The 22,327-nt window shown below is 51.6% G+C and carries 20 protein-coding genes and 1 tRNA gene; 16 read left to right on the top strand and 5 right to left on the bottom strand.

Going from position 1 to position 22,327, the window contains the following annotated elements; all coding sequences use genetic code 11:
- Nucleotides 1–19: 19 nt before the first annotated feature.
- A complete protein-coding gene (locus tag ACJU26_RS08125) occupies nt 20–2,008 on the bottom strand; it encodes a cation:proton antiporter (RefSeq protein WP_414039192.1) in 1,989 nt (662 codons plus the stop codon).
- Nucleotides 2,009–2,169: 161 nt separating this feature from the next.
- Between ACJU26_RS08125 and rfaD the strand changes: the two genes are divergently transcribed.
- Genes rfaD through ACJU26_RS08140 form a run of 3 tightly spaced genes read left to right on the top strand, consistent with a single transcriptional unit; the run spans nt 2,170 to nt 4,585 of the window.
- Complete coding sequence (gene rfaD, locus ACJU26_RS08130) at nt 2,170–3,159, top strand: ADP-glyceromanno-heptose 6-epimerase (RefSeq protein ID WP_414039193.1); 990 nt, start codon at nt 2,170–2,172, stop codon at nt 3,157–3,159.
- A complete protein-coding gene (locus ACJU26_RS08135; RefSeq protein ID WP_414039194.1) occupies nt 3,159–4,160 on the top strand; it encodes an NAD-dependent epimerase in 1,002 nt (333 codons plus the stop codon). Before rfaD ends, ACJU26_RS08135 begins: the two co-directional genes overlap by 1 nt.
- Before the next feature lie 5 nt (nt 4,161–4,165).
- Nucleotides 4,166–4,585, top strand: a complete 420-nt coding sequence (locus ACJU26_RS08140; RefSeq protein WP_414039195.1) for a hypothetical protein — start codon at nt 4,166–4,168, stop codon at nt 4,583–4,585.
- Nucleotides 4,586–4,647: 62 nt separating this feature from the next.
- Here ACJU26_RS08140 and ACJU26_RS08145 read toward each other — a convergent pair whose 3' ends face one another.
- Nucleotides 4,648–5,769: a fatty acid desaturase gene (locus ACJU26_RS08145; RefSeq protein WP_414039196.1), complete on the bottom strand. Its 1,122-nt coding sequence runs from the start codon at nt 5,767–5,769 to the stop codon at nt 4,648–4,650.
- A gap of 248 nt (nt 5,770–6,017) precedes the next feature.
- Between ACJU26_RS08145 and ACJU26_RS08150 the strand changes: the two genes are divergently transcribed.
- The 4 genes from ACJU26_RS08150 (at nt 6,018) to ACJU26_RS08165 (ending at nt 8,703) form a co-directional block, all read left to right on the top strand.
- Nucleotides 6,018–6,305: a hypothetical protein gene (locus tag ACJU26_RS08150; protein ID WP_414039197.1), complete on the top strand. Its 288-nt coding sequence runs from the start codon at nt 6,018–6,020 to the stop codon at nt 6,303–6,305.
- A 50-nt stretch (nt 6,306–6,355) separates the two neighbouring features.
- Complete coding sequence (locus tag ACJU26_RS08155; protein ID WP_414039198.1) at nt 6,356–6,880, top strand: c-type cytochrome; 525 nt, start codon at nt 6,356–6,358, stop codon at nt 6,878–6,880.
- Between the two features lie 59 nt (nt 6,881–6,939).
- Nucleotides 6,940–8,154 (top strand): MFS transporter, encoded by a 1,215-nt coding sequence (locus ACJU26_RS08160; protein ID WP_414039199.1) that lies wholly within the window; start codon nt 6,940–6,942, stop codon nt 8,152–8,154.
- 183 nt (nt 8,155–8,337) lie between these two features.
- Nucleotides 8,338–8,703 (top strand): DUF3293 domain-containing protein, encoded by a 366-nt coding sequence (locus ACJU26_RS08165; protein ID WP_414039200.1) that lies wholly within the window; start codon nt 8,338–8,340, stop codon nt 8,701–8,703.
- Nucleotides 8,704–8,854: 151 nt separating this feature from the next.
- On the opposite strand, the gene ACJU26_RS08170 is transcribed toward ACJU26_RS08165, so the two are convergent.
- On the bottom strand, nt 8,855–9,133 hold the full coding sequence (locus ACJU26_RS08170) for a hypothetical protein (RefSeq protein ID WP_414039201.1): 279 nt from the start codon (nt 9,131–9,133) through the stop codon (nt 8,855–8,857).
- Between the two features lie 17 nt (nt 9,134–9,150).
- Between ACJU26_RS08170 and ACJU26_RS08175 the strand changes: the two genes are divergently transcribed.
- From ACJU26_RS08175 to ACJU26_RS08195, 5 genes are all read left to right on the top strand, one after another.
- Nucleotides 9,151–10,977 (top strand): autotransporter assembly complex protein TamA, encoded by a 1,827-nt coding sequence (locus ACJU26_RS08175; protein WP_414039202.1) that lies wholly within the window; start codon nt 9,151–9,153, stop codon nt 10,975–10,977.
- A gap of 509 nt (nt 10,978–11,486) precedes the next feature.
- Nucleotides 11,487–14,534: a translocation/assembly module TamB domain-containing protein gene (locus ACJU26_RS08180; protein ID WP_414039203.1), complete on the top strand. Its 3,048-nt coding sequence runs from the start codon at nt 11,487–11,489 to the stop codon at nt 14,532–14,534.
- Between the two features lie 18 nt (nt 14,535–14,552).
- Complete coding sequence (gene thiO / locus ACJU26_RS08185) at nt 14,553–15,662, top strand: glycine oxidase ThiO (protein WP_414039204.1); 1,110 nt, start codon at nt 14,553–14,555, stop codon at nt 15,660–15,662.
- A 46-nt stretch (nt 15,663–15,708) separates the two neighbouring features.
- A complete protein-coding gene (locus ACJU26_RS08190; RefSeq protein WP_414039205.1) occupies nt 15,709–16,134 on the top strand; it encodes a Fur family transcriptional regulator in 426 nt (141 codons plus the stop codon).
- Nucleotides 16,135–16,192: 58 nt separating this feature from the next.
- Nucleotides 16,193–16,268: transfer RNA gene (locus tag ACJU26_RS08195), tRNA-Lys, on the top strand.
- Nucleotides 16,269–17,776: 1,508 nt separating this feature from the next.
- Here the strand turns inward: ACJU26_RS08195 and ACJU26_RS08200 are convergent.
- Nucleotides 17,777–18,232 (bottom strand): ISAs1 family transposase, encoded by a 456-nt coding sequence (locus ACJU26_RS08200; RefSeq protein WP_414041956.1) that lies wholly within the window; start codon nt 18,230–18,232, stop codon nt 17,777–17,779.
- Complete coding sequence (locus ACJU26_RS08205; RefSeq protein WP_414039206.1) at nt 18,204–19,532, bottom strand: ISAs1 family transposase; 1,329 nt, start codon at nt 19,530–19,532, stop codon at nt 18,204–18,206. The genes ACJU26_RS08200 and ACJU26_RS08205 overlap by 29 nt, the downstream gene beginning before the upstream one ends.
- 553 nt (nt 19,533–20,085) lie before the next feature.
- On the opposite strand from ACJU26_RS08205, the gene ACJU26_RS08210 reads away from it, so the two are divergent.
- The 4 genes from ACJU26_RS08210 to ACJU26_RS08225 all read left to right on the top strand — a co-directional run bounded on the left by ACJU26_RS08210 (nt 20,086) and on the right by ACJU26_RS08225 (nt 22,220).
- On the top strand, nt 20,086–20,403 hold the full coding sequence (locus tag ACJU26_RS08210; RefSeq protein WP_414039207.1) for a hypothetical protein: 318 nt from the start codon (nt 20,086–20,088) through the stop codon (nt 20,401–20,403).
- Nucleotides 20,404–20,466: 63 nt separating this feature from the next.
- Nucleotides 20,467–21,078: a hypothetical protein gene (locus ACJU26_RS08215; RefSeq protein ID WP_414039208.1), complete on the top strand. Its 612-nt coding sequence runs from the start codon at nt 20,467–20,469 to the stop codon at nt 21,076–21,078.
- 105 nt (nt 21,079–21,183) lie between these two features.
- Nucleotides 21,184–21,942, top strand: coding sequence for a hypothetical protein (locus tag ACJU26_RS08220; protein ID WP_414039209.1), 759 nt, complete (start codon nt 21,184–21,186; stop codon nt 21,940–21,942).
- Between the two features lie 116 nt (nt 21,943–22,058).
- A complete protein-coding gene (locus ACJU26_RS08225; protein ID WP_414039210.1) occupies nt 22,059–22,220 on the top strand; it encodes a hypothetical protein in 162 nt (53 codons plus the stop codon).
- The last annotated feature ends 107 nt before the right edge of the window (nt 22,221–22,327 follow it).

Raw genomic sequence — 22,327 nt, forward strand, 5'->3', positions numbered from 1 at the left:
TTCCGGGACTCAGGCCAAATTACGCCGTTATCGCTGTTTCCTGAACGGTATTACCTTCCAGAACATAGAGTTCAGCCTTGGTTAATGCTGCCGGACTCCCAAAAAGAACCAGTACATCCCCCGCTCTCAGTACCGTTTCTGGAGCCGGTTCGCGACCGCGAATGCCGTGCCGCCGCACGGCGACCACCGAGACACCGAAGCTGGTCAAATTCAGCTCGCGAAGGCTGAGATTCAGGGCAAAAGCGGTATCCCCCAAAGGGATGGAAGCCAGCCGTGCCGATGTCTGATCTTCGCCCGGTTCAGAGCCTCCCCAGAAAGCACCCCGGAAAAACTGGTAGCGTTCCTGACGAAAGCGTCTGACTCGACGCAGGACCGTACTGATGGGAAATCCAATCAGCAACAAGGTCTGGGCGGCCAGCATCAATGCTCCCTCATTGACTTCCGGCACCACCTCATCGGCACCTGCTGCTTCCAGTTTTTCCAGCTGACTGTCGTCATGGGCACGTACCACCACCGGTAATTCCGGGCGTAATTCCTTGATGATGGAGAGAACGCGTTGGCTGGAGGCGACATTGGCGTAGCTAATGACGACCGCGCGTGCGTTGGCAATGCCTGCGGCCTGCAAAACATCGCGGCGACTGGCATCTCCGTAGAAAATGGATTCCCCCGCTGACTGGGCCTGCCGCACGCGCACAGGGTCCAGATCCAGCGCCAAAAAAGGGATGGATTCTTCTTCCAGCACCCGGCCGACACTCTGGCCAACCCGTCCATAACCGCACAGAACCACATGGGCCTTGAGCCCCGTTGCGCGCATTTCCGTGAGCTGCTGATCTCTATGATGACGATAACTGCCCACCAGACGTCGGGCTATCCAGCCGTTACGCTCCACCAGCATCGGGGCGAGCATCATGGACAGCAGCATCCCGCCCAGTACCGGCTGTAACACCCGGGCAGGCAACAATTGATATTGATTGGCCAGGGCCAGCAGCACAAAGCCGAATTCACCGGCCTGGGCCAGGACTATGGCCGAGCGCAACGCCACCCCAGATTCATAGCCAAACAGACGACTCAGGGCCCAGACCAGAAAACCCTTGAGAAACAGGATCAGCAACAATACGATGAGCACCCAGGCCAGGTTTGCCCACCAGGCCGGCAAATCCACCAGCATGCCGATGGTGACAAAAAATAGTCCCAGCAAAATATCCCGGAACGGGGCAATGTCTGCCTCCACCTGATAGCGATAGGCGGTTTCCGAAATCAGCATACCGGCAACAAACGCGCCCAAGGCCAGGGAAAGGCCAGCCTGCTCAGTAATCCATGCCAGTGCCAGGGTGACCAGCAACACATTGAGCATGAACAGCTCGGTCGACTTGCGATTGGCAATGAACTGAAACCAGGGCCGCATCACGGGGCGACCAATGACCAGCAAGACCAGCAAAACCACTACCGCTTTCAACCCCGCCATGGCGAGATCATGGGGTAGGTTTTTCGTGGATCCGGCCAATGCCGGAATCAAAATCAGCAGAGGCACTACCGCCAGATCCTGAAACAAGAGGACACTGACCGCTATCCGGCCATGGCGGGACTGCATTTCCATTTTTTCGGCCAGAGCACGAATAACCATGGCCGTGGAGGACATGGCCAGGATTCCCCCAAGAATGACCCCGGTTTTCCAGGATAGGGGGATGACCAGTGTGATTCCAAAAAAAGCAAAGCTGGTGAGCAAAACCTGAGCAGTGCCCATGCCAAAAATCAGGCGTCGCATGCTCATGAATTGCGAAAGACTGAATTCCAAACCAATGCTGAACATCAGGAACACCACACCAAATGCGGCTAACTGCCGGGTGCTGGCAAGATCGGGTACCACTGCCAGGGCGTGGGGACCGAGAATGACGCCGGTCAGCAGATACGCAAATACTGCTGGCAGTCGTAAAAAACGCAGGACGCCGACCAGAACCACGCCAGTAGCGAGCAGCAAGATGATGATTAGTAGTCCCTGGTCTTGCATAGGCCTCCTCAGCAGAAACGCCCCGAGCCTGACGTGGTTATCTGAACGTCCTGAAAGAATAGGGGGTTGATTGCGTGGCAATGCTTCCCGAAAAGGGGTGCACACTTATATTCGGCAGTTACCGACTTTCTGTTATCATAGCCGTAAAAGGAGAATTGCGCATGTATATTGTCACTGGCGGAGCAGGTTTCATTGGTGCCAACATGGTTCATGCACTGAATCAACGCGGCATTACCAACATTCTGGTGGTTGACCACCTTACGCGGGCAGACAAGTTTCTCAATCTCACCGACCTGGAAATTGCCGACTACATGGAAGCGGAACGCTTTCTGGCCTCTATCGAAAATGATCAGATCACTGGTGTAGAAGCGGTTTTTCATGAGGGCGCCTGTTCCGATACCATGGCGACCGATGGTCGTTATGTCATGGAAAATAATTATGAATTTAGCAAGATCCTACTGCATTGGTGTCAGCGACATCATATTCCTTTGCTCTATGCCTCCAGCGCTTCTGTCTACGGCATGACCGGCAATTTCAGTGAAGAACGGCATGCCGAGTCTCCCCTGAATATCTATGGCTTTAGCAAGTTCCAGTTTGATCAATATTTGCGCCGCGTGTGGAATACACTGGAGGCTCCGGTACATGGATTCCGCTATTTCAACGTGTATGGTCCCCGGGAATTTCATAAGGGCCGCATGGCTTCCGTAGCCCTGCATTTTTATAATCAGTACCGGCTCGATGGTCATGTTCACCTTTTTGCTGGCAGCGCGGGGTATGACAACGGCGAACAGCGTCGGGACTTTATTCATGTGGATGATGTGGTATCCGTCAACATGCACTTTCTCGATCATCCCCACAGTGGTATTTATAACGTCGGTACGGGCCAGGCCCAGAGCTTCAATGATGTGGCGGTCACGGTGGTCAACAGCATGCGCCGTATGGCTGATGAGGAGATACACGACTTACCCAGTCTGCAAAAAGACCAGACCATTCGCTACATCAGCATGCCCGAAGCCCTTCATGGGAAGTACCAAAGCTTTACCCAAGCAGATATTCGCCAATTGCGTGCTGCCGGATATGACCAGCCCTTTCTCTCGGTAGAGCAGGGTGTGGAGCGTTACATCCACTGGCTTAGCCAGCGGGAGCCATAATGGAAGGCCGGGTTCTCATCACCGGCGTTGCCGGCTTCATTGGTTTTCATTTGGCTCGTCGCTTGCTGGCGGACGGCTGGATGGTCCAGGGAATGGATAATCTCAACGACTATTATGATCCGGGTCTCAAAAAAGACCGTCTGGCCCAGATGGAAGGGCATCCGGCCTTTCAGTTCCAGAAAATGGACTTGGCCGATCGCCCTGCCATGGAAGCCCTGTTTGCCGGTCCCCATTTTGACGTAGTGATTCATCTAGCTGCCCAGGCTGGGGTACGTTATTCTTTGCAAGCACCACACAGTTATGTGGACAGTAATGTCACAGGCTTGCTGCATGTGCTGGAGGGGTGCCGGGCACAAAAAGTGGGACATTTGCTTTTTGCTTCTTCCAGTTCGGTCTATGGTGCCAACAACCATCTTCCCTACAGCGTGCATGATCCAGTAGATCACCCGGTGAGCCTGTACGCAGCGACCAAGCGGGCAGGGGAGCTGATGGCCCACAGTTATGCGCATTTATATGGGATTCCCAGTACCGGACTCCGTTTTTTTACAGTGTATGGCCCCTGGGGAAGGCCGGATATGGCCTACTTCAGCTTTACGCGCAAAATTCTTGCGGGTGAAAGTATTCCGGTATTCAATCACGGTAAAATGCAGCGGGACTTCACCTACATTGATGACATCATCGAAGGGGTCACCCGGCTCATACCAAAAATCCCGACTCCCCAGCCTGTCTGGCCCGAGGATCCTGCGGCCAGTGCGGCGCCTTTCCGGATTTACAATATCGGTAATCATACCCCGGTGGCCTTGATGGACTTTATTGAGACCTTGGAAAGCTGTCTGGGGGAAAAAGCAAAGATAGATTGGTTACCCATGCAGGATGGCGATGTAGTGGCCACTTATGCGGAGGTGACAGAGCTTCAGGAAACCGTAGCCTTTGCCCCGGATACTTCCCTGAAAGATGGGTTACAGCACTTTGTGGACTGGTATCGTCGGTATTATGGCTGATTGTCATGAAAGCAGAGTATCCAGCACGCCACCTTCAGTCCATTCATCTGCGCAGTCGCAGTGAGTTTTTCTGGCACCAGCTGCGTTATACGGCAGTTGGCCTGGGTTTTATGGCGGGCTCTTTGGGGATGGGGACTCTTGGCTATCATTTTCTGGGACATATCGACTGGATCAACAGCCTGTTGAACGCCAGCATGATTCTGAGTGGCATGGGTCCGGTGTCCAGTATGCATGGAACGCTGGCAAAACTGTTTGCTAGTGCTTTCGCCCTTTATTCCGGTATTGTCTATCTGGCCGTATCGGCAGTGCTACTTTACCCCATTGTCATGCGGCTTCTGAAGATTTTGCACTTGCAGGCCCTCAATACGGCCTCGAGTCGCTCAGTTAAAACGGAAAGGCATCCGCAGGATGAGGATGCCTTCTAACCGGGCTTTAGTCAGAAATTTCACCACGTCAGTTACGCATGGCGAATGGCTTGGTTTGCTGCTCAATGAGCGGTTTTCCCTGGATAAACATTGGATTTTGCCGCAGCACCTAATGCTGAGGCTTTTTGTTCGATTTGTTCGATCCAGCTGCGTCCGGTACGAAAGCTCATCCACTGTCTGGACTCATAATCATACAATTTGCAGGTGCGAAATATTTGCCGCACTTCCCTAAAGCTAAAACGCATTTCATGGATATACTGGCCGTATGCTGCACGTAAATCCTCATAAGCCGCTTCCAGGTGGTAAAAGGGAATGCGCGGATCGACATGATGGGGTGCATGCATCAGGATGTTATGAATGAGCATTTCACTGATTTTTGAACAACGCACGACAGTACTGCAATATAATTGTCCAATGCTCTGACTCCACTCATCTTTTTCCATGAAAAAGGGAACATCCGGGTGGGTGTGATGGAGGTAAATAAAGAGGGCTATGTAGTAATTGAAAATCAGGAAGGGCACTAGCACTGCCGCGACAAATCCCATCGGCCCCGCCATCCACCAGGAAAGGCCAGAAAACACAATAAAAAACAGTGCAGTCAAGAGCTTGCTCAAGGTAAAAGCACGCCTGTTTTTGAGGTCTGCCTTGAAGCGGATCATTCCTGGCCACCACACACGCAAGAGATAGTGTAATGCGCAGGTGTAAGGACTGCGCTCCAGACGATAGATGATTTTTTGCCATCCATTTTTCTGGCGATATTCCTGGGGGGTCAGCGGTCTCCAGATCCAGTCGATGGAACTCAGACTGGTAAAGCCATGATGGACCCGGTTGTGCCCAAAAGCCCAGAGGCGGTACATATTGAAAGAGGGCAGCATGAACAGGGTGCCCAACACCTCGGCCAGATGCCGGTTTTCAAAAAGCGCGCCATGGGCGGCATCGTGAGCCCAGACAAACATGAAAGCGACTGCGGATCCGGCCATCAGACCCAAGAGCAATTGCACCCACCAATAGGGAATCAGCCATATGCCGGCAATGGCCGAAAGATACAACAGCCCATCAAAAACGTAACTGAATAAGGCCTTGCTGGTACTTCGCTGGTAGCATTCTGGCCGGATCGACTGTCTTAAGGTCTGGATTTTTAGAGTCTTCAATGCCTCCAGGTCTGTTGCTGTGCCTTGTGCCATCTAAGTCGCCCTCAATAAATATAATCATACACTATTATACATGTTTGGGGAGCATTGCCAAGTGTGCTCTTGGCATCCCTGCGGGACATGGTCGGAAGCAGCGCTGTGTAGCTAGCCATGCTCCCGGGTCAGCTTCCCGGTATTTGGCATGGTGAAAAATAGTGCTAAGATGATAATGTCATTTGTGCTATAAATGATGCACCATTGTCGTTGTCATTCCGTATCAACCATTGAGGAGAGTGAAAGAAATGTTGGATATCGCTAAGATCAAACCTGTTGCCCGCATTGTCCTGGTTGCTGGCGCCATTGCCCTGGCTTCTGCCTGTGCCAAGAAGGAAGAAAGCACTGCTCCTGCGAGCAGCGCTACTACGACGACTGAATCTGCTGCCCCGGCAAGCACGACCAGTTCGGCTGCCAGTGCTGCCGCTGCACCCATGGAATCCGCCGCCCCCAATAGCAGTGCCGCTGCCGATACCAGCGGTGCTACTTCTTCGGCTGCCGCTGCCAATGACAATTCCGGCGCGTCTACTGACTGAGTTGCAACTCGGGTTGTATCCATAACCAGTAAAAGGGAGGGAGCGTATTTATGATGAATCTACATAACGTCAGTCCGCTCTTGCGCCTTCTGGTGCTCGCTGGCGTGGTCACTCTCGCTGCTGCCTGTGCTAAGAAGGAAGCTTCCAGCACGGCACCCAGTGATAGCTCTGCTACCAGCTCGGCCATGAGTAGCGACCATGGTTCAGGATCTACCACTTCGCCATCCCGTTTTGATGTGCAAGGCGGGGGCGGGCGTTTTGAAAAGGTAACTGCCGTTGCTGGCTTGAATACCGATCAAATGGCAAAAGCCAAGTCTCTGGCTGAAGCCAAGGGTTGTTTTGCTTGCCATCAGGTCGATGCCAAGATCGTAGGGCCAGCGTTTGCCTGGGTTGCCTACAAATACACGGGTAATCCAAAAGCGGTGGACACGTTGAGCCATGCTATCGAACACGGCGTGTCTGGAGTTTGGGGTGGAATGCCGATGCCCGCGCAAAGCGTGACACCTGCCCAAGCCAAGGAACTGGCTGCATGGGTGTTGGCACAAAAGCCGATTGCTCCGCCAAAAAGTGCCTGACCGATTTTCAGGTCGCCCAAAACCCCCGCCCAGCGGGGGTTTTTCATATGGAAAACACTGTGGGAAAAAACGTTAAAAAACTTGCCTGGATAGCCAGTGCCTACTATGCAGAAGGGCTGCCTTATTCCCTGGTGCAGCAGGTTTCCGTGCAATTTTTTACCTATGCGGGTGCCAGCCTTCAGGTAATCGGACTACTCTCCTTTTTTGGTTTGCCCTGGAACCTGAAACTTTTCTGGAGCCCCATCATAGATTTGTTCGGTAACAAGAAACGCTGGCTGGTGATAATGGAGTTGATTCTCGGGGCTGTGGCTGCCTTGCTCATTTGGCCAGCGCAGCACCTCAACCTGGATTTGGCCGCCAAGATATTTATTCTGATGGCTTTCATGTCAGCCACCCATGACATGTCTGTAGATGGCTATTATATCCAGACCTTGGACAGCTCGGATCAGGCGGGATTTTCCGGGTTGCGGGTTGCTGCTTATCGGGTGGCCATGCTGGTAGGGAATGGCGCGTTGGTCATATTGGCGGGCTGGGCGTCATGGACCGTCTGTTTTTTAACAGCAGCCGCCATGATGTGGGGCCTGGCAGGTCTCCATCACCGTATTCTCCCAAGCCCGGAGCCGATCGATCCACAGCATCGTCACCATCGCTGGGCGGCCGTGCGTGAGGCCTTTCAGACCTATTTGATTCAACCGGGAATTCTATGGGCATTGGCTTTCATCCTGTTGTTCAGGGCAGGGGATGCCATGATGTTTGCCATGGTCACGCCGTTTTTGAATCATCTGGGATATGGCTTGGTGGCACGTGGTATCCTGACCGGAAGTATCGGTACCGTTACCGGAATCGGGGGAGCTCTGTTGGGGGGAATCATCATATCGCGTTGGGGACTCAAAAGAACTTTGTTCCCGCTCACATTCATTCAGTCCCTGGCCATACCCGCATATGCCTGGCTGGCCTGGGCTGCCCCTGACATCTGGTGGGTGGGCGTGACCATTGCATTTGAACAAGCTTCAGCAGGGCTGGGTACGGCGGTACTGATGGTATTTCTGATGCAACGCTGCCAGGACAATTACCAAGCGACACATTTTGCCATCGGCTCGGCATTGATGTCGGTCGCTGCCACCGTAGTCGGCGGATTTAGTGGCTTTCTTGCCGCCAAGGTAGGTTTCGTCGATTTTTTTCTGCTGGCATTTGTGGCCGCGATACCTAGTCTGGCTCTCGCTCTGGGAATGCCGGACAAGCTCTATAAAGACAAAGTTAATGCTATAACATGAAGTGGGTTCAAAGAATATCTGCTAAGGGATGATGCGGCAAAACCTTGGGAGAATCTGATGGCTGCGCGATTATGGGCGATGTTTACCGGGGCTGTGCGAGTGGCGCCAGAGTCTGGAAGGATGTCATTAATAGCCACTCGCTCCAGAGGCAGAATACGGTTTCGTCTCCAACTGATCCATGGCTTGACTCTTAACAGGCTGGATTCTGCTTATCGCAAAAGTCATTACCGGATCCCCGGTCATTACGATTTTCGCATTGGTGGACCAGCTCATGGGGTACGCGGTGTTATTATCACGGCATGGAATCCCCATTCAGGGCAGATGAGCCCATGGAAAAATCATCATCGGCAGTGCCATCTGACCAAGAGTCTGCACAGAATGGGTTATCAATTCTCGCGAGCCTGGTGCGGTGTGGATGATTGGTGGGAGGAAAGTTTGCTGGTTCATGACATGGATACGTCCGCAGCCTACCAAATGGCCCGGCAATTTGAACAGCATGCCTTTGTGTTTTTGGATGCAAGGCGGGTCTGGCTGATATATCTGCGCTGATCATTTGTTCGCATAATGTTTATTATGTTAAATTTAGTTGAACTTCCTTCAACGGTCATGGTCTCATTGTATGAATCGGAATTCCAGAGGGAGCGCGATGATACAAACTTCATTTTCAGGTAGTCGGACGGCACCTTGGTGGGTGCGCCTATTAACCATCATGGTTGGCATGGTTTTGCTGGTTGGTCTGTTCTTCTTTGCGATTTTTGCCTTTATTGCCGTGGCCATACTGGGCGCCAGCGGTATGCTTTTCCTCTGGTGGCAAAAACGCAGGATTCGGAAGAATCCCAGCCAGGACTTTATTGTCACCCAATATCGGGAAATCCACCGAAGCTGGCCTCCCAGCGATAGAGAGCGTTAAACCCAGCTTCGGAGCAATTCCCCCTCTCCCTGCTTTTACTGAAAATCGTGCTAGAATCGTCAGTAGCAAAACAGGGTGTGCTTGGGATGTCGCAGGGGGAGCTTCTGAATAATAAGGCAATAAATACAGATAGTTATCTAAAAAAAAGACTTTGTGATCCGATCTGGTTGCTGAGCGTCGGTATTCTGATGTTGGGCTTTTATTCATTCTCCGCTATGGCGGATGAGGTACACTTTGAATTTCAGGGCGTGCCTCCCTCTTTGCTGGAGAAGCTGCAAAAGGCCTTTCCCCCCGTCACCGTGGCTGACAAGGAAGATCGCCTCGATGAAACTGAAATGGCCGCCGGCCTGCGCCTTAGAGACGCCATGCAGGCATACGGTTACTATGATGCAAAATGGCAGGTCAGCACTGTGGATTCTGGTAAGAATCAGTATTTGCTGCGATTTTCCATCTCTCCAGGTCAACCTGTACGGGTTAGAAAAATAGATCTTCAAAAAACTGGCACCGGGAGTCATATACCCGTAATTACCCGACTTTTCAATAAGTTTCCGTTAAAAGTTGGGTCCGTACTAGATCAAATTGATTATGAGGAATGGAAAGGTAAAACCATAGCCATTTTAAATAACCAGGGGTATGCCAAGGCCGAATATACTCGTCATGAGATATTGATTGACAAAAAGGAATTTTGGTCCGAAATCTATCTGTGGCTGAATACTGGTCCGCGTTTTCGTTTTGGGACAATTAAGGTGCATGGTGCGGAACATTATCCACGGTGGTTTATTGAACGTTATGTATCTTTCAAACCCGGTGACTGGTATGCGCCGGCTGCCCTGGCTGTTACCCAGAGTAATCTTCGCAATGCTGATCGTTTTTCGGATATTTCTGTGCAGGGAGATATTCGTGCCGAAAAAAATAATACGGTACCCGTTCATATTGATCTCAAAAGCATGCCCGCACAACATATCAAGATCGGTGCCGGTTACAGTACGGATATTGGTCCCAATGCGGCTTTGATTTATGATAATTATAATGCCTTTGATGAGGCCCAACATGTGCGAGTTTCTATTTTGGCAGCACAACTGAATAAAAATGCCAGTATTTTATATAGGTGGCCCATCGGGAAAAATATAGGATCAGAATATGTCGCGCAAGCCAGCTATCAGAATCAAACCTTCACGGCATATGATAGTAACGAGATACTGGCCAGTGCTGGGCGCCAATGGTCTTTACGGGATGAGAACAACCGCAACAGGACAAGCACCTTGGAAACCCTGCTCAATTTTGAGCAGGCCAATTATACAGTAGCCGACGAAGTTAACAACAGTTTTTATATTTATCCTTCTCTACAATATACGGTCCAGAATTTTCGCAATATATTACGTCCTATTTCTGGTTATTCCCTGATCGCCCGCGCTGAGGGTGCCAGTAAAATATGGGGCAGCAGTGCTAATTTTGTCCGTTTCAGTGCGCGTGGTACATGGAGTGTTCGCTTGGCCAGTCAATGGGTGCTGGGGACCAGAGCTAAACTCGGGGCGATGTGGTTAAACGGGCCGATTAGCGCATTGCCGCCTAACTTGCGGTTTTTTGCAGGTGGACAAAACAGTCTTCCCGGATATGCCTATCAGTCACAAGGCCCTGTGAATAAGGACGGGGAAGTGGAAGGCGGACGTTTATTGGCCGTTGCCGGTGTGAATATTCAACGTTTTGTGAGTAAGAACTGGGCAATTGTCGCCTTTTATGATGCAGGTAACGCTTTTAACAGTTTCTCGAACCTTCACTTGCTCCAGGATGTGGGATTAGGTTTTCGTTGGTATTCCCCTGTGGGACCCATTCATTTTGATCTGGCACATCCACTGGTGAATCCTAAAGCTCCGGCGGTACGCATTGCTTTTTCTGTGGGATTCAGCCTGTGATGCGCTTGAGACATTGGCTTTTTTTGTTTTTTATACTGATCATAGGGATTCTATATTTCACACTATTCTGGTTATTGGGTACCAATGGTGGCGCCCGCTGGTTGCTGTCTCAGGTCCCCAATTTACATGTTCAGCAAGTCAATGGCAGCCTTGCTGAAGGGTTGGAAATCAGAAATTTGAATTGGTCTAGTGGCTCCACCCGTTTTTATGCCAAAAAAATGCAATGGAAGTTTTATCCTAGCCATTTATTATGGGGAGAACTGGATGTCGAAAATCTCAAAATTATCGATAGTCAAATGTATTTTCCCGCACCTTCCCATCAACCAAGCAGCCTCAACCTTAAATGGCCAGCCTTACCATTATGGACCAGACTTATCGCCGTTCGTCTGGGGTCGATTGATATCCACAATTTGCATGTCTGGCAAGGTCAAAAATCATCCTTGATACTCAATCAAGCCAGTTCGAAAAGCCTGTCCTGGCAATATGGCAATCTACATATCCAGCAGTTGATGGCAAGTTTTCCCGAAGGACAACTTCATCTTTCGGCACGAATGGGCATGGAGAATCGCGCCCTTGAAACCGAGGGAAACTGGATACAATCCGCAGCTGCCGGGAAAAAGACGCTTCTGCAATGGCGCATTCTCTGGCACGGCATGGATAAAAATGCATTTGGGGGTCCTGTTCTGCTGCAATTGAATCAGGATCATTCAACAAGCATCCTCAACTGTCAGGCCCGGATCGAAGCCCATCAGATTGCCTTAACTGCCATGACCATTCAAAATCCAGCTTTGAGTAAGGTGGCTAAAGCGAACTGGAAAATTGATCTTCCAGAAAACTCGGCTGGTAACTTTACTGTAGATGGAAAATTGGAACAGATTTTTATCAAAAGAATTCCCCAATACTTGCCCACAGGTGCCTTATCTATGGCCATTCATCTGGAGGGTAATTCTCGACAGTATCACGGGTTTATCGCAGCCCAAGGGTCGCCAAAGTTCGGTGGCATTCAAGGCAATATAAAGGGCAGCAATCAGGAGTTAGCCTACGATTACCAAGGGAATATCCTTGGTGCAAAACTGCTTCCTGCCCAATTACAGATTCAATGGCATCCACAAGTTAGGCTTCGCGGGGAATTGCGCATCAGAGGCTTACCCACTCAAAGTATTGCTACGCAGATACCGGGACAATTGTCCGGCGATCTGAAAATAAACGCCGCTCAAGTGGGAAAAATCACCAGTGGGCGTCTGCAATTGACCTTGTTGCCCAGCCAGATTTATCAAAAAAGTCTGCAGGGTAACACCGATGTGCAATTTTCAGGGAATGAGTGGGTTTTGCAAGGTGCCGATTTTCATGGCCCAGGTGTGCAACTGAAAGCTTCAGGAAACTTGCAGCAACGTTTGTCCTTTACTGTGCATGTCGTCAACTGGCGAGGCATCCTGCCCAGCGCCAGAGGTTCTACAAATATGGACGGATGGGTTGCACAAAAACGGCAGGCTTGGCTGGGTCATATCCAGGCAGATGCTCGCGGACTCGCTTATTCTGGAATCACGGTCGACAGCTTAAAAACACAGGCTACTTTGCAGGCTGGGAATCAACTACAAGCCAGTCTGGAGATGCATGGCGCCGATTACAAGAACCATCGCGTCAATCTTCAGGCACAGGCTCAGGGTCCAATGACAGGTCTAAAACTGGTCCTACACGCACAGTCGGACGGTAATCAATTTTCACTGGATGGCCTGGTCAAGCACACTCCTCCTGCATGGAACCTGCAGTTGAATCAAACCCATTTGCTGAGCTCCAATCTGGGAGACTGGCACTTGGTAAATCCCGCTAACTTATCCTGGAGTTCTGGTGCCATCAGGATCAGTCCGCTGCTTTTTCAGGATACCCATGGTTCTAAAATCAGTGCGCAGGGACTTTATAATCCTGCGGTTAATCTTGCCGATCTGAATCTGGATATATTTTCTCTTCCGCTGGATTTACATGATCATATAGATGACCTATCTTTGGAAGGATATGTGAATGCCCAGGCAAAAGTCCAATGTCACGGAGTCTGTCATGCCGAGGGACACTGGGATTTTCAGAAAACGCGATTACATTGGCTTTCTGAAAGCATGCAACAATCTGCAGATCTGCAGCAGTTCAGCGGCCAAGTACAGTGGGACCCCCATAATCTCACCGTAAATTCCAATCTCAAGCTGCCACAAAACTGGGGAGCTGCCCAACTACATCTTTTCAGTCCCATTACTCTCGCCCTGCCCTGGCGCTGGAACAAGCAGGCGACCCTGCAAGCTAGCCTCAAAACCAAATTGGGGGCACCCCTTTTTGCCGCCCTGCCCATTGGCACCCTGAAAATGCGTGCGCAGGGACAAGGACACATAGATGGAGATATCTCCGGCACCTGGGCAGATCCCAAATGGCATGGTACGGCCGAACTGGAGGGCTTGGGCTTGTATGTACCCCAAGCTGGACTGGATTTACAGAAGGTGGGCGCCAAAATAATCGCCGATGGTCGAGAAATGCAAGTTACTGAACTGCATGCCACATCGGGTACGGGGCAGATTTCCGGATCGGGTGTTATTCATCTTCAACCAGAAACCCATTTTGCTTTGCAGGTGACCGGACATGCGTTCACTGCCCTGAATCTTCCGCAGGTACAGGCTGATGTCAGTCCTGATCTGCAGATAGATGGATCATTACAGAAAATCCATATTGGCGGAGTCATTCACACCGATCGCTTACGCATTTTAGGCACAGATTTTAATGGACCCAAACCTTCCAGTGACGTGGTTTTTGTGAAAAATGTCAAAAAGGAACATACAGGTCCTGCTCTGGGCGTGGATTTGAAGGTAACCCTGGGGAATGACGCAAAAGTGCTGATCAGCGGTTTGCGTGCAAATCTGGCAGGTAGCCTGGATGTGGTCATGCATAATGGTCGCAGTCCTGTTGTGCAAGGAGTTTTGCGCATGGTGGACGGACATTATGATATTTATGGCCATAGTCTGGATTTTGAACGGGGTTCCATTAATTTTCATGGAGAGGCCAGCCAGGCAAATCTGGATGTACTGGCCGTCAGAACCATCAAAAATTCGGATAGTTTTGCCGTAGATAATACTCCCGTTAAAGCCGGAGTTCAGGTTACAGGAACGCTGCAAGTTCCCCAGGTGAATCTCTATTCCAGCCCTTCCATGTCCCAGGCAGATATTTTATCCTATCTGGTGCTTGGTACGCCTTCCAGCAGCTTGAGTAATCAGGATGAATTACTCTCTGCGGCAGCAGGCACCCTCTTTTCCGCCAGCCGAGCGGCGCTTTTCGGAAATAGTCTCAGCAATTCAGGGATTGATGTGGGTGTACGCTCTAGTGGTCAGCAGGGTTTGTCTGGGGCCATGGTCACCTTGGGTCACTACCTGACGCCGGATTTATATCTCAGCGTCGGTCAATCAGTAATGGGCAACGGGACAGTTGCCAGACTGCGTTATCGGGTCAGCAAACATATTGAACTACGAACAGAAAGTGGTACACAAAATGGAGCCAACATATTTTACCGGATTGATTTTTAAAGATTGCGGAAACAATACGTGCTAAAAAAGCGAGAAAGCATCATCCTGGTTGGAGCTGGAGTCATCGGCTTGCTTGCTGCCATGCGTCTGGCTGAAGCCGGTTTTGATGTCAGTATCGTGGATCGGCAGCAAGCGGGCCAGGAGGCCTCCTGGGCGGGCGGGGGCATCCTCAGTCCTCTCTATCCCTGGCATTATCCCCCAGAATTACTGCGACTTTCTTTTTACAGCATGTCACTTCACCAGGCACTTGCTGTGGAACTCAAAACTCTCACGGGCATCGATCCACAGTGGAGTCAGTCCGGATTACGCATCATGGCAGGTGAAAGCGACAGGATTCCTGATGAAATCAGCCACTGGGCACAGCAATGGCGGCTGAATTGGCTCCGTCTGGACGGAGAAGGCGCTTTGGAGAACTCTCTGTGGTGTCCCGAGGTAGCCCAGGTGCGCAATCCGCGTCTGTTATCGGCCCTCATGGCCCGCTGTCGTCAACTGAACGTCAAGTTCATTGAACACACGGAAGTCACCGGATTGAGAAGTTCGCAAGGACAACTCTGCGGTTTGGAAACAACGCAGGGATTTTTGCCGTCAGCCTACGTCATCGTCACTGCGGGTGCGTGGACGGGTAAACTGTTGGAAAAGGCCGGAGTTCATCTGGAAATTTATCCGGTTCGGGGTCAAATGCTCTTGTTGCAAGGGCAAGCAGGCATGCTCCATTCCATGATCATGCGCGACCATCAGTATCTAGTCCCCCGACAAGATGGCTTGATTCTGGCAGGCAGTACCAGTGAAATCGTGCAATTTGATAAATCGGTCACCACAGAGGCACGGCAAGCTCTTTGGGATTTTGCTCATCATTATCTGCCTGATCTAACCAGTGCCCATATCATCAGACAATGGTCGGGGCTGCGCCCCGGAAGCCATGAGAGCATACCTTATATCGGCCCCCTTCCCGCCTGGAAAGGATTATATGTTGCTGCTGGGCATTTTCGTTATGGACTCACCAATGCTCCGGCAACAGCAGAAATACTTGTATCCATACTTACCGGGGAAACCGCTCCTCTAGATATCACGCCTTATCTGCCAGCGACCCATCATCGGGAAAACGCAAACCCTTCCCCTGCGAGTTAGTTAGCAGTACAATTATACTTTGTTTAGAATTATAGCGAGGCCATCCATGAATCATCAGGATTGGAACAAACAGCGCGTTTTGGAGGTTTTGCGCGATGCGGGTGTTAATCCCACCAGCCAGCGTGTGGAGATCGGTTATGCCCTTTTCTCTTCCTGCGCTCATCTTTCTGCAGAAGAAATCATGCAACGTGTCAATGCAGATTATCCGGTGGTTTCCAAGGCTACTGTCTATAATACGCTTGGCTTGTTTGCCGATCACTTCCTGGTGCGTGAGGTCATTGTAGAACCCGGTAAAGTCTTCTATGACCCGAATGTATCCATGCATCATCACTTCTATTATGTGGATACCGGGCAATTACAGGATATTCCTGCCAGCGCCTTACAAATCAGCAAACTTCCAGATATTCCGACTGAAACTGAAGTGGAAAATGTCGAGGTGGTCATCCGTCTGCGGCAGAAGGTCGCGCATTAAACTATCGGGCCCCCGGCTCTTGCCTTCCTGGCGTAAATCCTTATAATACGGGGTTCTTGGGTTGTTAGCTCAGTTGGTAGAGCAGCTGACTCTTAATCAGCGGGTCGTGGGTTCGATCCCCTCACAACCCACCATATAATCAAGCAGTTAGAAAGCGAATTAAGGCCGTTTTCGTGAATATGGTGCAGTTAGTGGTGCAGTTGAAGCCACGGACAACAGGTAAGTAATCCTCGATAGCTGCCCGTTCTCATCAGTAAACGATGGGGTGGACGTACCCACCCTATACCCCATGGGTGTGCTATAAGTGAGGGTTTTCTGACCAAGCGAACATGAGGAGCCTGCAAGGAGTCGAAATCGGCGGCTCCTGGAACGGAAAGCGGGTTCTTCAAGAACCCGCTTTCAGACTTCCTGAAGAACTCTGAAATGTACTGAAGACATCAGGCCGCTATGGCACGCCACCAGGCCTTTGCGACACAGTGCCAGGCCTTTGCGACACGCCATCGGGCCTTTGCGACACACGCCGCGCCCTATCTCCTTCTATCCATACCCCGACGATCGCCAGTCCAACAGCATCCCCTCGCAGGCGGCGGCGTGCATTTCTTATGTTCTGAGTACTTAATTCTCCTGCAACATTATAAATCAGGCCATCTATCGTCCAGCCGCCTGAAGGCTGCTTGGAATGGGTTAGGATATGCCGAGCAACTGCCTGACTGATGCCATGTTCTAGTCTGGCAATGGGTGAAGGATCATAGTGGATGTTAAGGTCTTTTTTTAATAGATCTATTAAAGGTTTTCCCAACCGGACACGCCATAGATGACGGTCACCGCCAGAGAGCGGATCTCTCCTGGTCATGGGACTTTTTTCCACATGGTCCAGTATATGCCCAGTAATATCTAACTTCGACGTCTGCACATGGATGACAGCTGACATGAGTTCCTCAATCCATGTCTTGATGCGTTGGAGGCTGTGTCTGTCGTCAGACAGACATTTGCGGACTCGGGCAGGATCAACTCGAAGCTCCACTCCACCGTCGACGATCTCCCGTCTCTTCTCGGCTACGTACATAATAGCCTCCAGCAGGTCAGCGTGGCGCTGACCCAGTCTCCCGTTCACGCGGCAGCGACCCCATGCCGTCTCAATCCAGTCGCCCCGCCGTATCACGGGTCTTTGAGTAGGTTGGAAAAGTCGTACCCTGGCAGGGGTAACGGTAGCGGTCGCTATGACGCGTTTGTCATTACCACCAGTCATCGTCTTCCCCCTTCTTTTTGGACAAATAATTGGATGGCGAAGTCGAACTGTTGTGCTTTTCCCTTTTATCTGTCTTACGTTCTTCCTTAACAGCCGGGGTTAAATTTGCTGGTACCAAAACCCCACCATCCGCACGCCGGAACCAACGATCTTCCAACGGCTCCGAATAATTCAATTTTGCGGACACCATCTTTACCAGGGCTCCGTCAAGCTCGACTGATGGGGCGGCAGAGGCTATCTGGCGCGGTTCTTTGGTGAGGATTTGCGGTGCTGTACGGGTAGGAACGTGGCCTTTTCAGGTGATTTTCGGGTTGGGATAGTGAATTCAGCGGTCGGCGGATGTGGCTCTCCCTCCGGAACCTTTCCCGGATGGGCAATCCCGTAGGGGGCGGCTCAGAAGCCGAGCAGACGGAGGGTTTTGCGGGCGCTGGCGGCGTAATCCCGACACGCTTTGGCGATGTTCTGGGCACCGGCAAGGCGCAGGATGCTGATGGCCAGGTTGCGCAGGGTCGCCATCATGTGGGGGCCGTTGCCGGTGCGGATTTGGGAGAGATCCTCATGAAAGGTGACATCGCGCACATGGTGGCTACCGTTTTCAATCTCCCAATGTCCACGGGCCATACCCAGCAGGTTTTCAGGAGCGGCTCGATCCGGGGTCAGGCTGGTGAGTCCGAAGGCGTAATCATTCCGGCTTTCGCCACTTTTCAGATCGATCGTGACCCGTTGGATCAGGAATGCCTGACCCAGGTAAGGAAAGTCGATGCCCGTAGCCTGGGTAGCGACGATGATTTTACGACGTTCAAAGCGGCCATGGCCGACGTCAATGGTTTCGGCGCAGAGGGGGGAAATCGCCCCAAGGGAGGCATGTCAGGCGGTTGTGAAGTTTTCGCTGATTCCCTTTGACGGCGGTGAAGAGATAATCGGCTTTTTTCTCTCCGACGAGGAATCGGGCCGTTTCCCGCTGGGTATGCAGGGCATCGGCGGTCACGACTTTGCCCGCAATATCGACTTCCCGGAGCAGGTTGCGCAGTTCCGGGATCTCATTGGTTTTCTGAGCGATTTCCTTTTGCGCGAGGGTGGTTTTCTGGCCGTGCAGGAAGGCGCTGAGCAGATGGACCTGGGACCCGTCCGCACGCACCGCCCCTTTGAGGACTTTGCCATCGACGGCGACCGTTTCAAAGTCCGTGGAACCTGACAGCCAGGCGCTGATGGCCGCATCCAGCGCCGCGACATCGGCCCCTTGCAAGACGCGCCGGATGGTGGGTTCGGACGGGGCGACATAGCGTTGGGTCTTGGGGTTGAATCGGGCGCGGATGCGCCGCAGCTGGGCCTGGGTCAGACGGCCGCCCCATTCGGCGACGGCGGCATAACTTTCGGCCTGAGTCAGGGCGGCGGCGACGGTAATCGTCAGAATGGCCGGGAGGGGGTGCTGCTTGCCCAGTTTGCTCCGGGTATCGGGCAGGCGGAAAAAGAGTTGGCGCAAGCCTTCCATTTGCGCGTCGCTCAAGGTCACGGTTTGCATGGGGGTGTTCGTCCATTCGGATTGGGGCGCGGGTTGGGCCAGCCAGACCCGCGCCTGGGGGTGAAGGGGGTAGAGCAGGAGACGTTTGGGTTGGCCGTGGTGGACATAGCCACCACCCGGACGGCGGGCAAAACCCTTGGTCCCGCCAACATCCCGCCAGTTGGCGGCCCGGTAACAGGCCCCGGTGAAGCGGGGAGATTCCACGAAGGTCTCGGCCAGGACGATGGGATGCCCATAGACGGATTGCCAATCGGCAGAGAGGCGGCGCAGGTTCAGGGACAGAATCCGGGAAGCCAGATTGGGAAAGGACTCCCCCGGCAGGATCAGAAAACGGGCGTTATTGGCGATCAGATGCAGGCGCTGGCGGCGCAAGACCGCAGACCAGCCGATCCACCGGTCCCGCGCCTGACATTGATAAGCGGCGGCCTGCCAGCCCAGCAAAGCCACCCAGCGATCATCCAGGGTAGCGACGTAGCGCAGGGTACGCCCCGCCAACGTGCGAAAGCCTCGGTAATGATGGGCGCGCATCAGCGTATTCCAGCGTTCCCGCTCCGTGGGCAGGATCGGCCGTACCTGAACGCGTTGCAGGAGGGCTTGCTGGTTGGAAGTAAGTGTTGAGGCTTCCATGCGGCAAAAGTTACCGCATCCGGCCCCGAAAGTCCAGAAAGGCCCTTTGCGTTGCTACATCATGAACTTAGATTTGAGGTTGACAGGGCCCTGAGATACCCCGTCAGTGTTGCAATCAAAATGTTGCAAGCCTTCAGGATGCAATATCATGGTTATTCTTTATATATCAGTTTGTTGACCCGCTTTTCTGTTGCAAGCGGTATCGCTCCATAAAACGTTATTATAATTAAAACAAGGAATTATTGTTTGGCACATTGTTTGCTATGTATACCTTGCTGAAATTGCCGATGGCGTGGCGGGTTCTGGAAACCTACAGAATTGAAATTTTTTCTAACCAATTATTATGGAGGCAACTGTTATGAAAATCTTCAAACATGAAAGAATGAGACAGAAATTGCGGTCTTTGGCGCTAGTCGCTGGCGTTGGTATAGCAGGCGTTATGGTCGCTGCTCCGGCATATGCTTGGGGACCCTGGGGTGGGGGTATGCCCTGGTCCGGTTATAGTGGACCGATGAACAGCTATTCAGGCCCCTTCAGTGGCTACGGTGGGCCTATGCAGGGATCAGAAGGTCCGTGGGATATGGGCGGCATGAACTTCAATGGACCGCACGGTGGCCCCATGAACATGAACAGTGGTCCCTATGGTGGTTATGGACAACCTTACCAAGGGGAATACCAAGGTGGGGGGAGTTATGGCTATCCTCAATCCTACGGTTCACAACCTTATTACGGCCCACAACAAGGTTATGGCTATCCCAATCAAGGCGGTTATCCTGGAGCATATCCTCAACAAGGGCGACCCACGCCCCCACCACCCATGGGACCTTATCAGTCACCTTATGGCTATTCACCCTATGGGTATGGTCGTTAAAATAACATAAAGCATTTGTGGGCCCTGTTTTTTGGCGCCCACAGTCGTCTATCCGAGAAATTTATGCGTCTGATAGTCGCGTCCATGAAAGGCGGTTCGGGTAAAAGCACGGTAAGTTTTAATCTTGCAGTGTGGTTGGCTTATCGTGTCCCCGTTCACCTTTATGATCTGGATCCCCAAGGCACTTTGAGGGATGTTTGCCAGGATCGCTCTGAACAGGAGATTTTCCCGGCACTCCCTGTTTCTACCACGTTGGAAGGTGATGCCCCCAATACAGCCTACACCATAATGGATACCAGCTATGCCGCATTGATGACATTTAGGAAGGCACTGATTTCTGCCGATGTCATCCTCATGCCCGTTGGCCCCAGTCAGGCGGATATCTGGTCTGCGCAGCGTTTTATTGATGTCTGTGTGGAATGGTCAACCCCTCCAGTGTGGGCTTTCATTAATCGTGCTGACACCCATCACGCCGTGCGTGAAAGTGATGACGCCGAAGCGGCCCTGGAACAAATACCCTACATCAAACCACTAGGAGTACGCCTTGGCCAGCGTACGGCTTTTCGTCGTTCATTGAGTGAAGCTCGTGCGGTGTTTGAACTGGATGCGGGCAGTAAGGCTAGTTATGAATTGAATGAATTCGCAAAATCTGTTTACCCAACACTAGGCCCGTAAGACACTTCTGCTTGACCTAAGGATAATCCTCATGAGAGGCCACGAAGATGCACATGATGCGTACTACGAATGCGTAAAATATCTTCAAACACGGAGAACCGGCTTATGAAAAACGTAATCATCAAGTTGTTTACCAAACATCCTATTTGGACTGTAGGAGTCATTTTGCCTACAGCAATAACGGCTGTGGGCCTGCAATTCCCCGATACCGCACAAATACCTTTACTGCGCGACTGCCAGATGATCCGTCTCTCTGAAGCGGCAGTCATGCCAACAACAAGCAAGACAACCAGTGCACCCAGTATGGCTGTAGCTTCTGCCCAATCTACCTCGTTGGCCACAAAAAAGGGACTGACACCTCAAAAAATCAGTAAAGCTCCCAAAACAGCCAAACCACAGTCCAAAGAAACACCCGCTAAATTGGCGTCCAAACCTTCACACATGCCGGATGTTCAGGCCGCGCCTCAAGTTACACTGCCCAAACCGGCTTCCATGCAATCGTTGACCAAGGCTGAAATGACTCTGCTGATTCATGCACGCGAGGCCTATTGGAAACGCAATGCTCCAACATCCATAGCGGATTACAAAAAATTGTTACGAGAAGTTCCGAATCATCCTGGCATATATGGGGAATTAGGCAATGTGTATTATATGACCGGTCAATATGCCCAGGCAGGCAAAGCCTATGCTGCGGCTGCACGAGAAATGATTCGTTTGCGTTACTACGCCGAGGCCTATGGATTACTACCGCTGATCGGCTCCCTGAATCCGCATGAAGCGTCCATTATTGCACACACTTTGTCTGCGCAAAGAAACGCTTCGACTCAAAAATCCATTCATCCAGATAAGAATCTCCATCGTTAACCAAAAATAGGAAACCCCCCGGCTCTGCCGGGTTGACAGTAGGTGTTTGACATATAGTGGAGTCCATCGGAGAACCGACGTTGTTAGCCGCCAAGCACACGACGAAGGAGGTACCGATGGATGAAGTTTTTTGCCGTGCAGGGGGGCGCACTCCGTCAAGCTCGCCTGAAAGGGCGGCCGAGGCTTTCTTCCGTCCCCTTGCCAAGGTGATGAAACAACTGAACATCTGTGGTTATTCCCAGCAAATTCATGAAGCTATTGCGATAGCGCAAATCTGATTACGCGCTGGCGTCGGCAACCAGTTACAGCAACTGGACAAACCAGACAGCAATAAGATTCTGCAAGAAGATTTTGTGAGATTATACCGGCGAATCTTGTTTTTGGA

The sequence above is a fragment of the Acidithiobacillus sp. M4-SHS-6 genome, from assembly GCF_047421495.1.
GTDB lineage: Bacteria > Pseudomonadota > Gammaproteobacteria > Acidithiobacillales > Acidithiobacillaceae > Acidithiobacillus.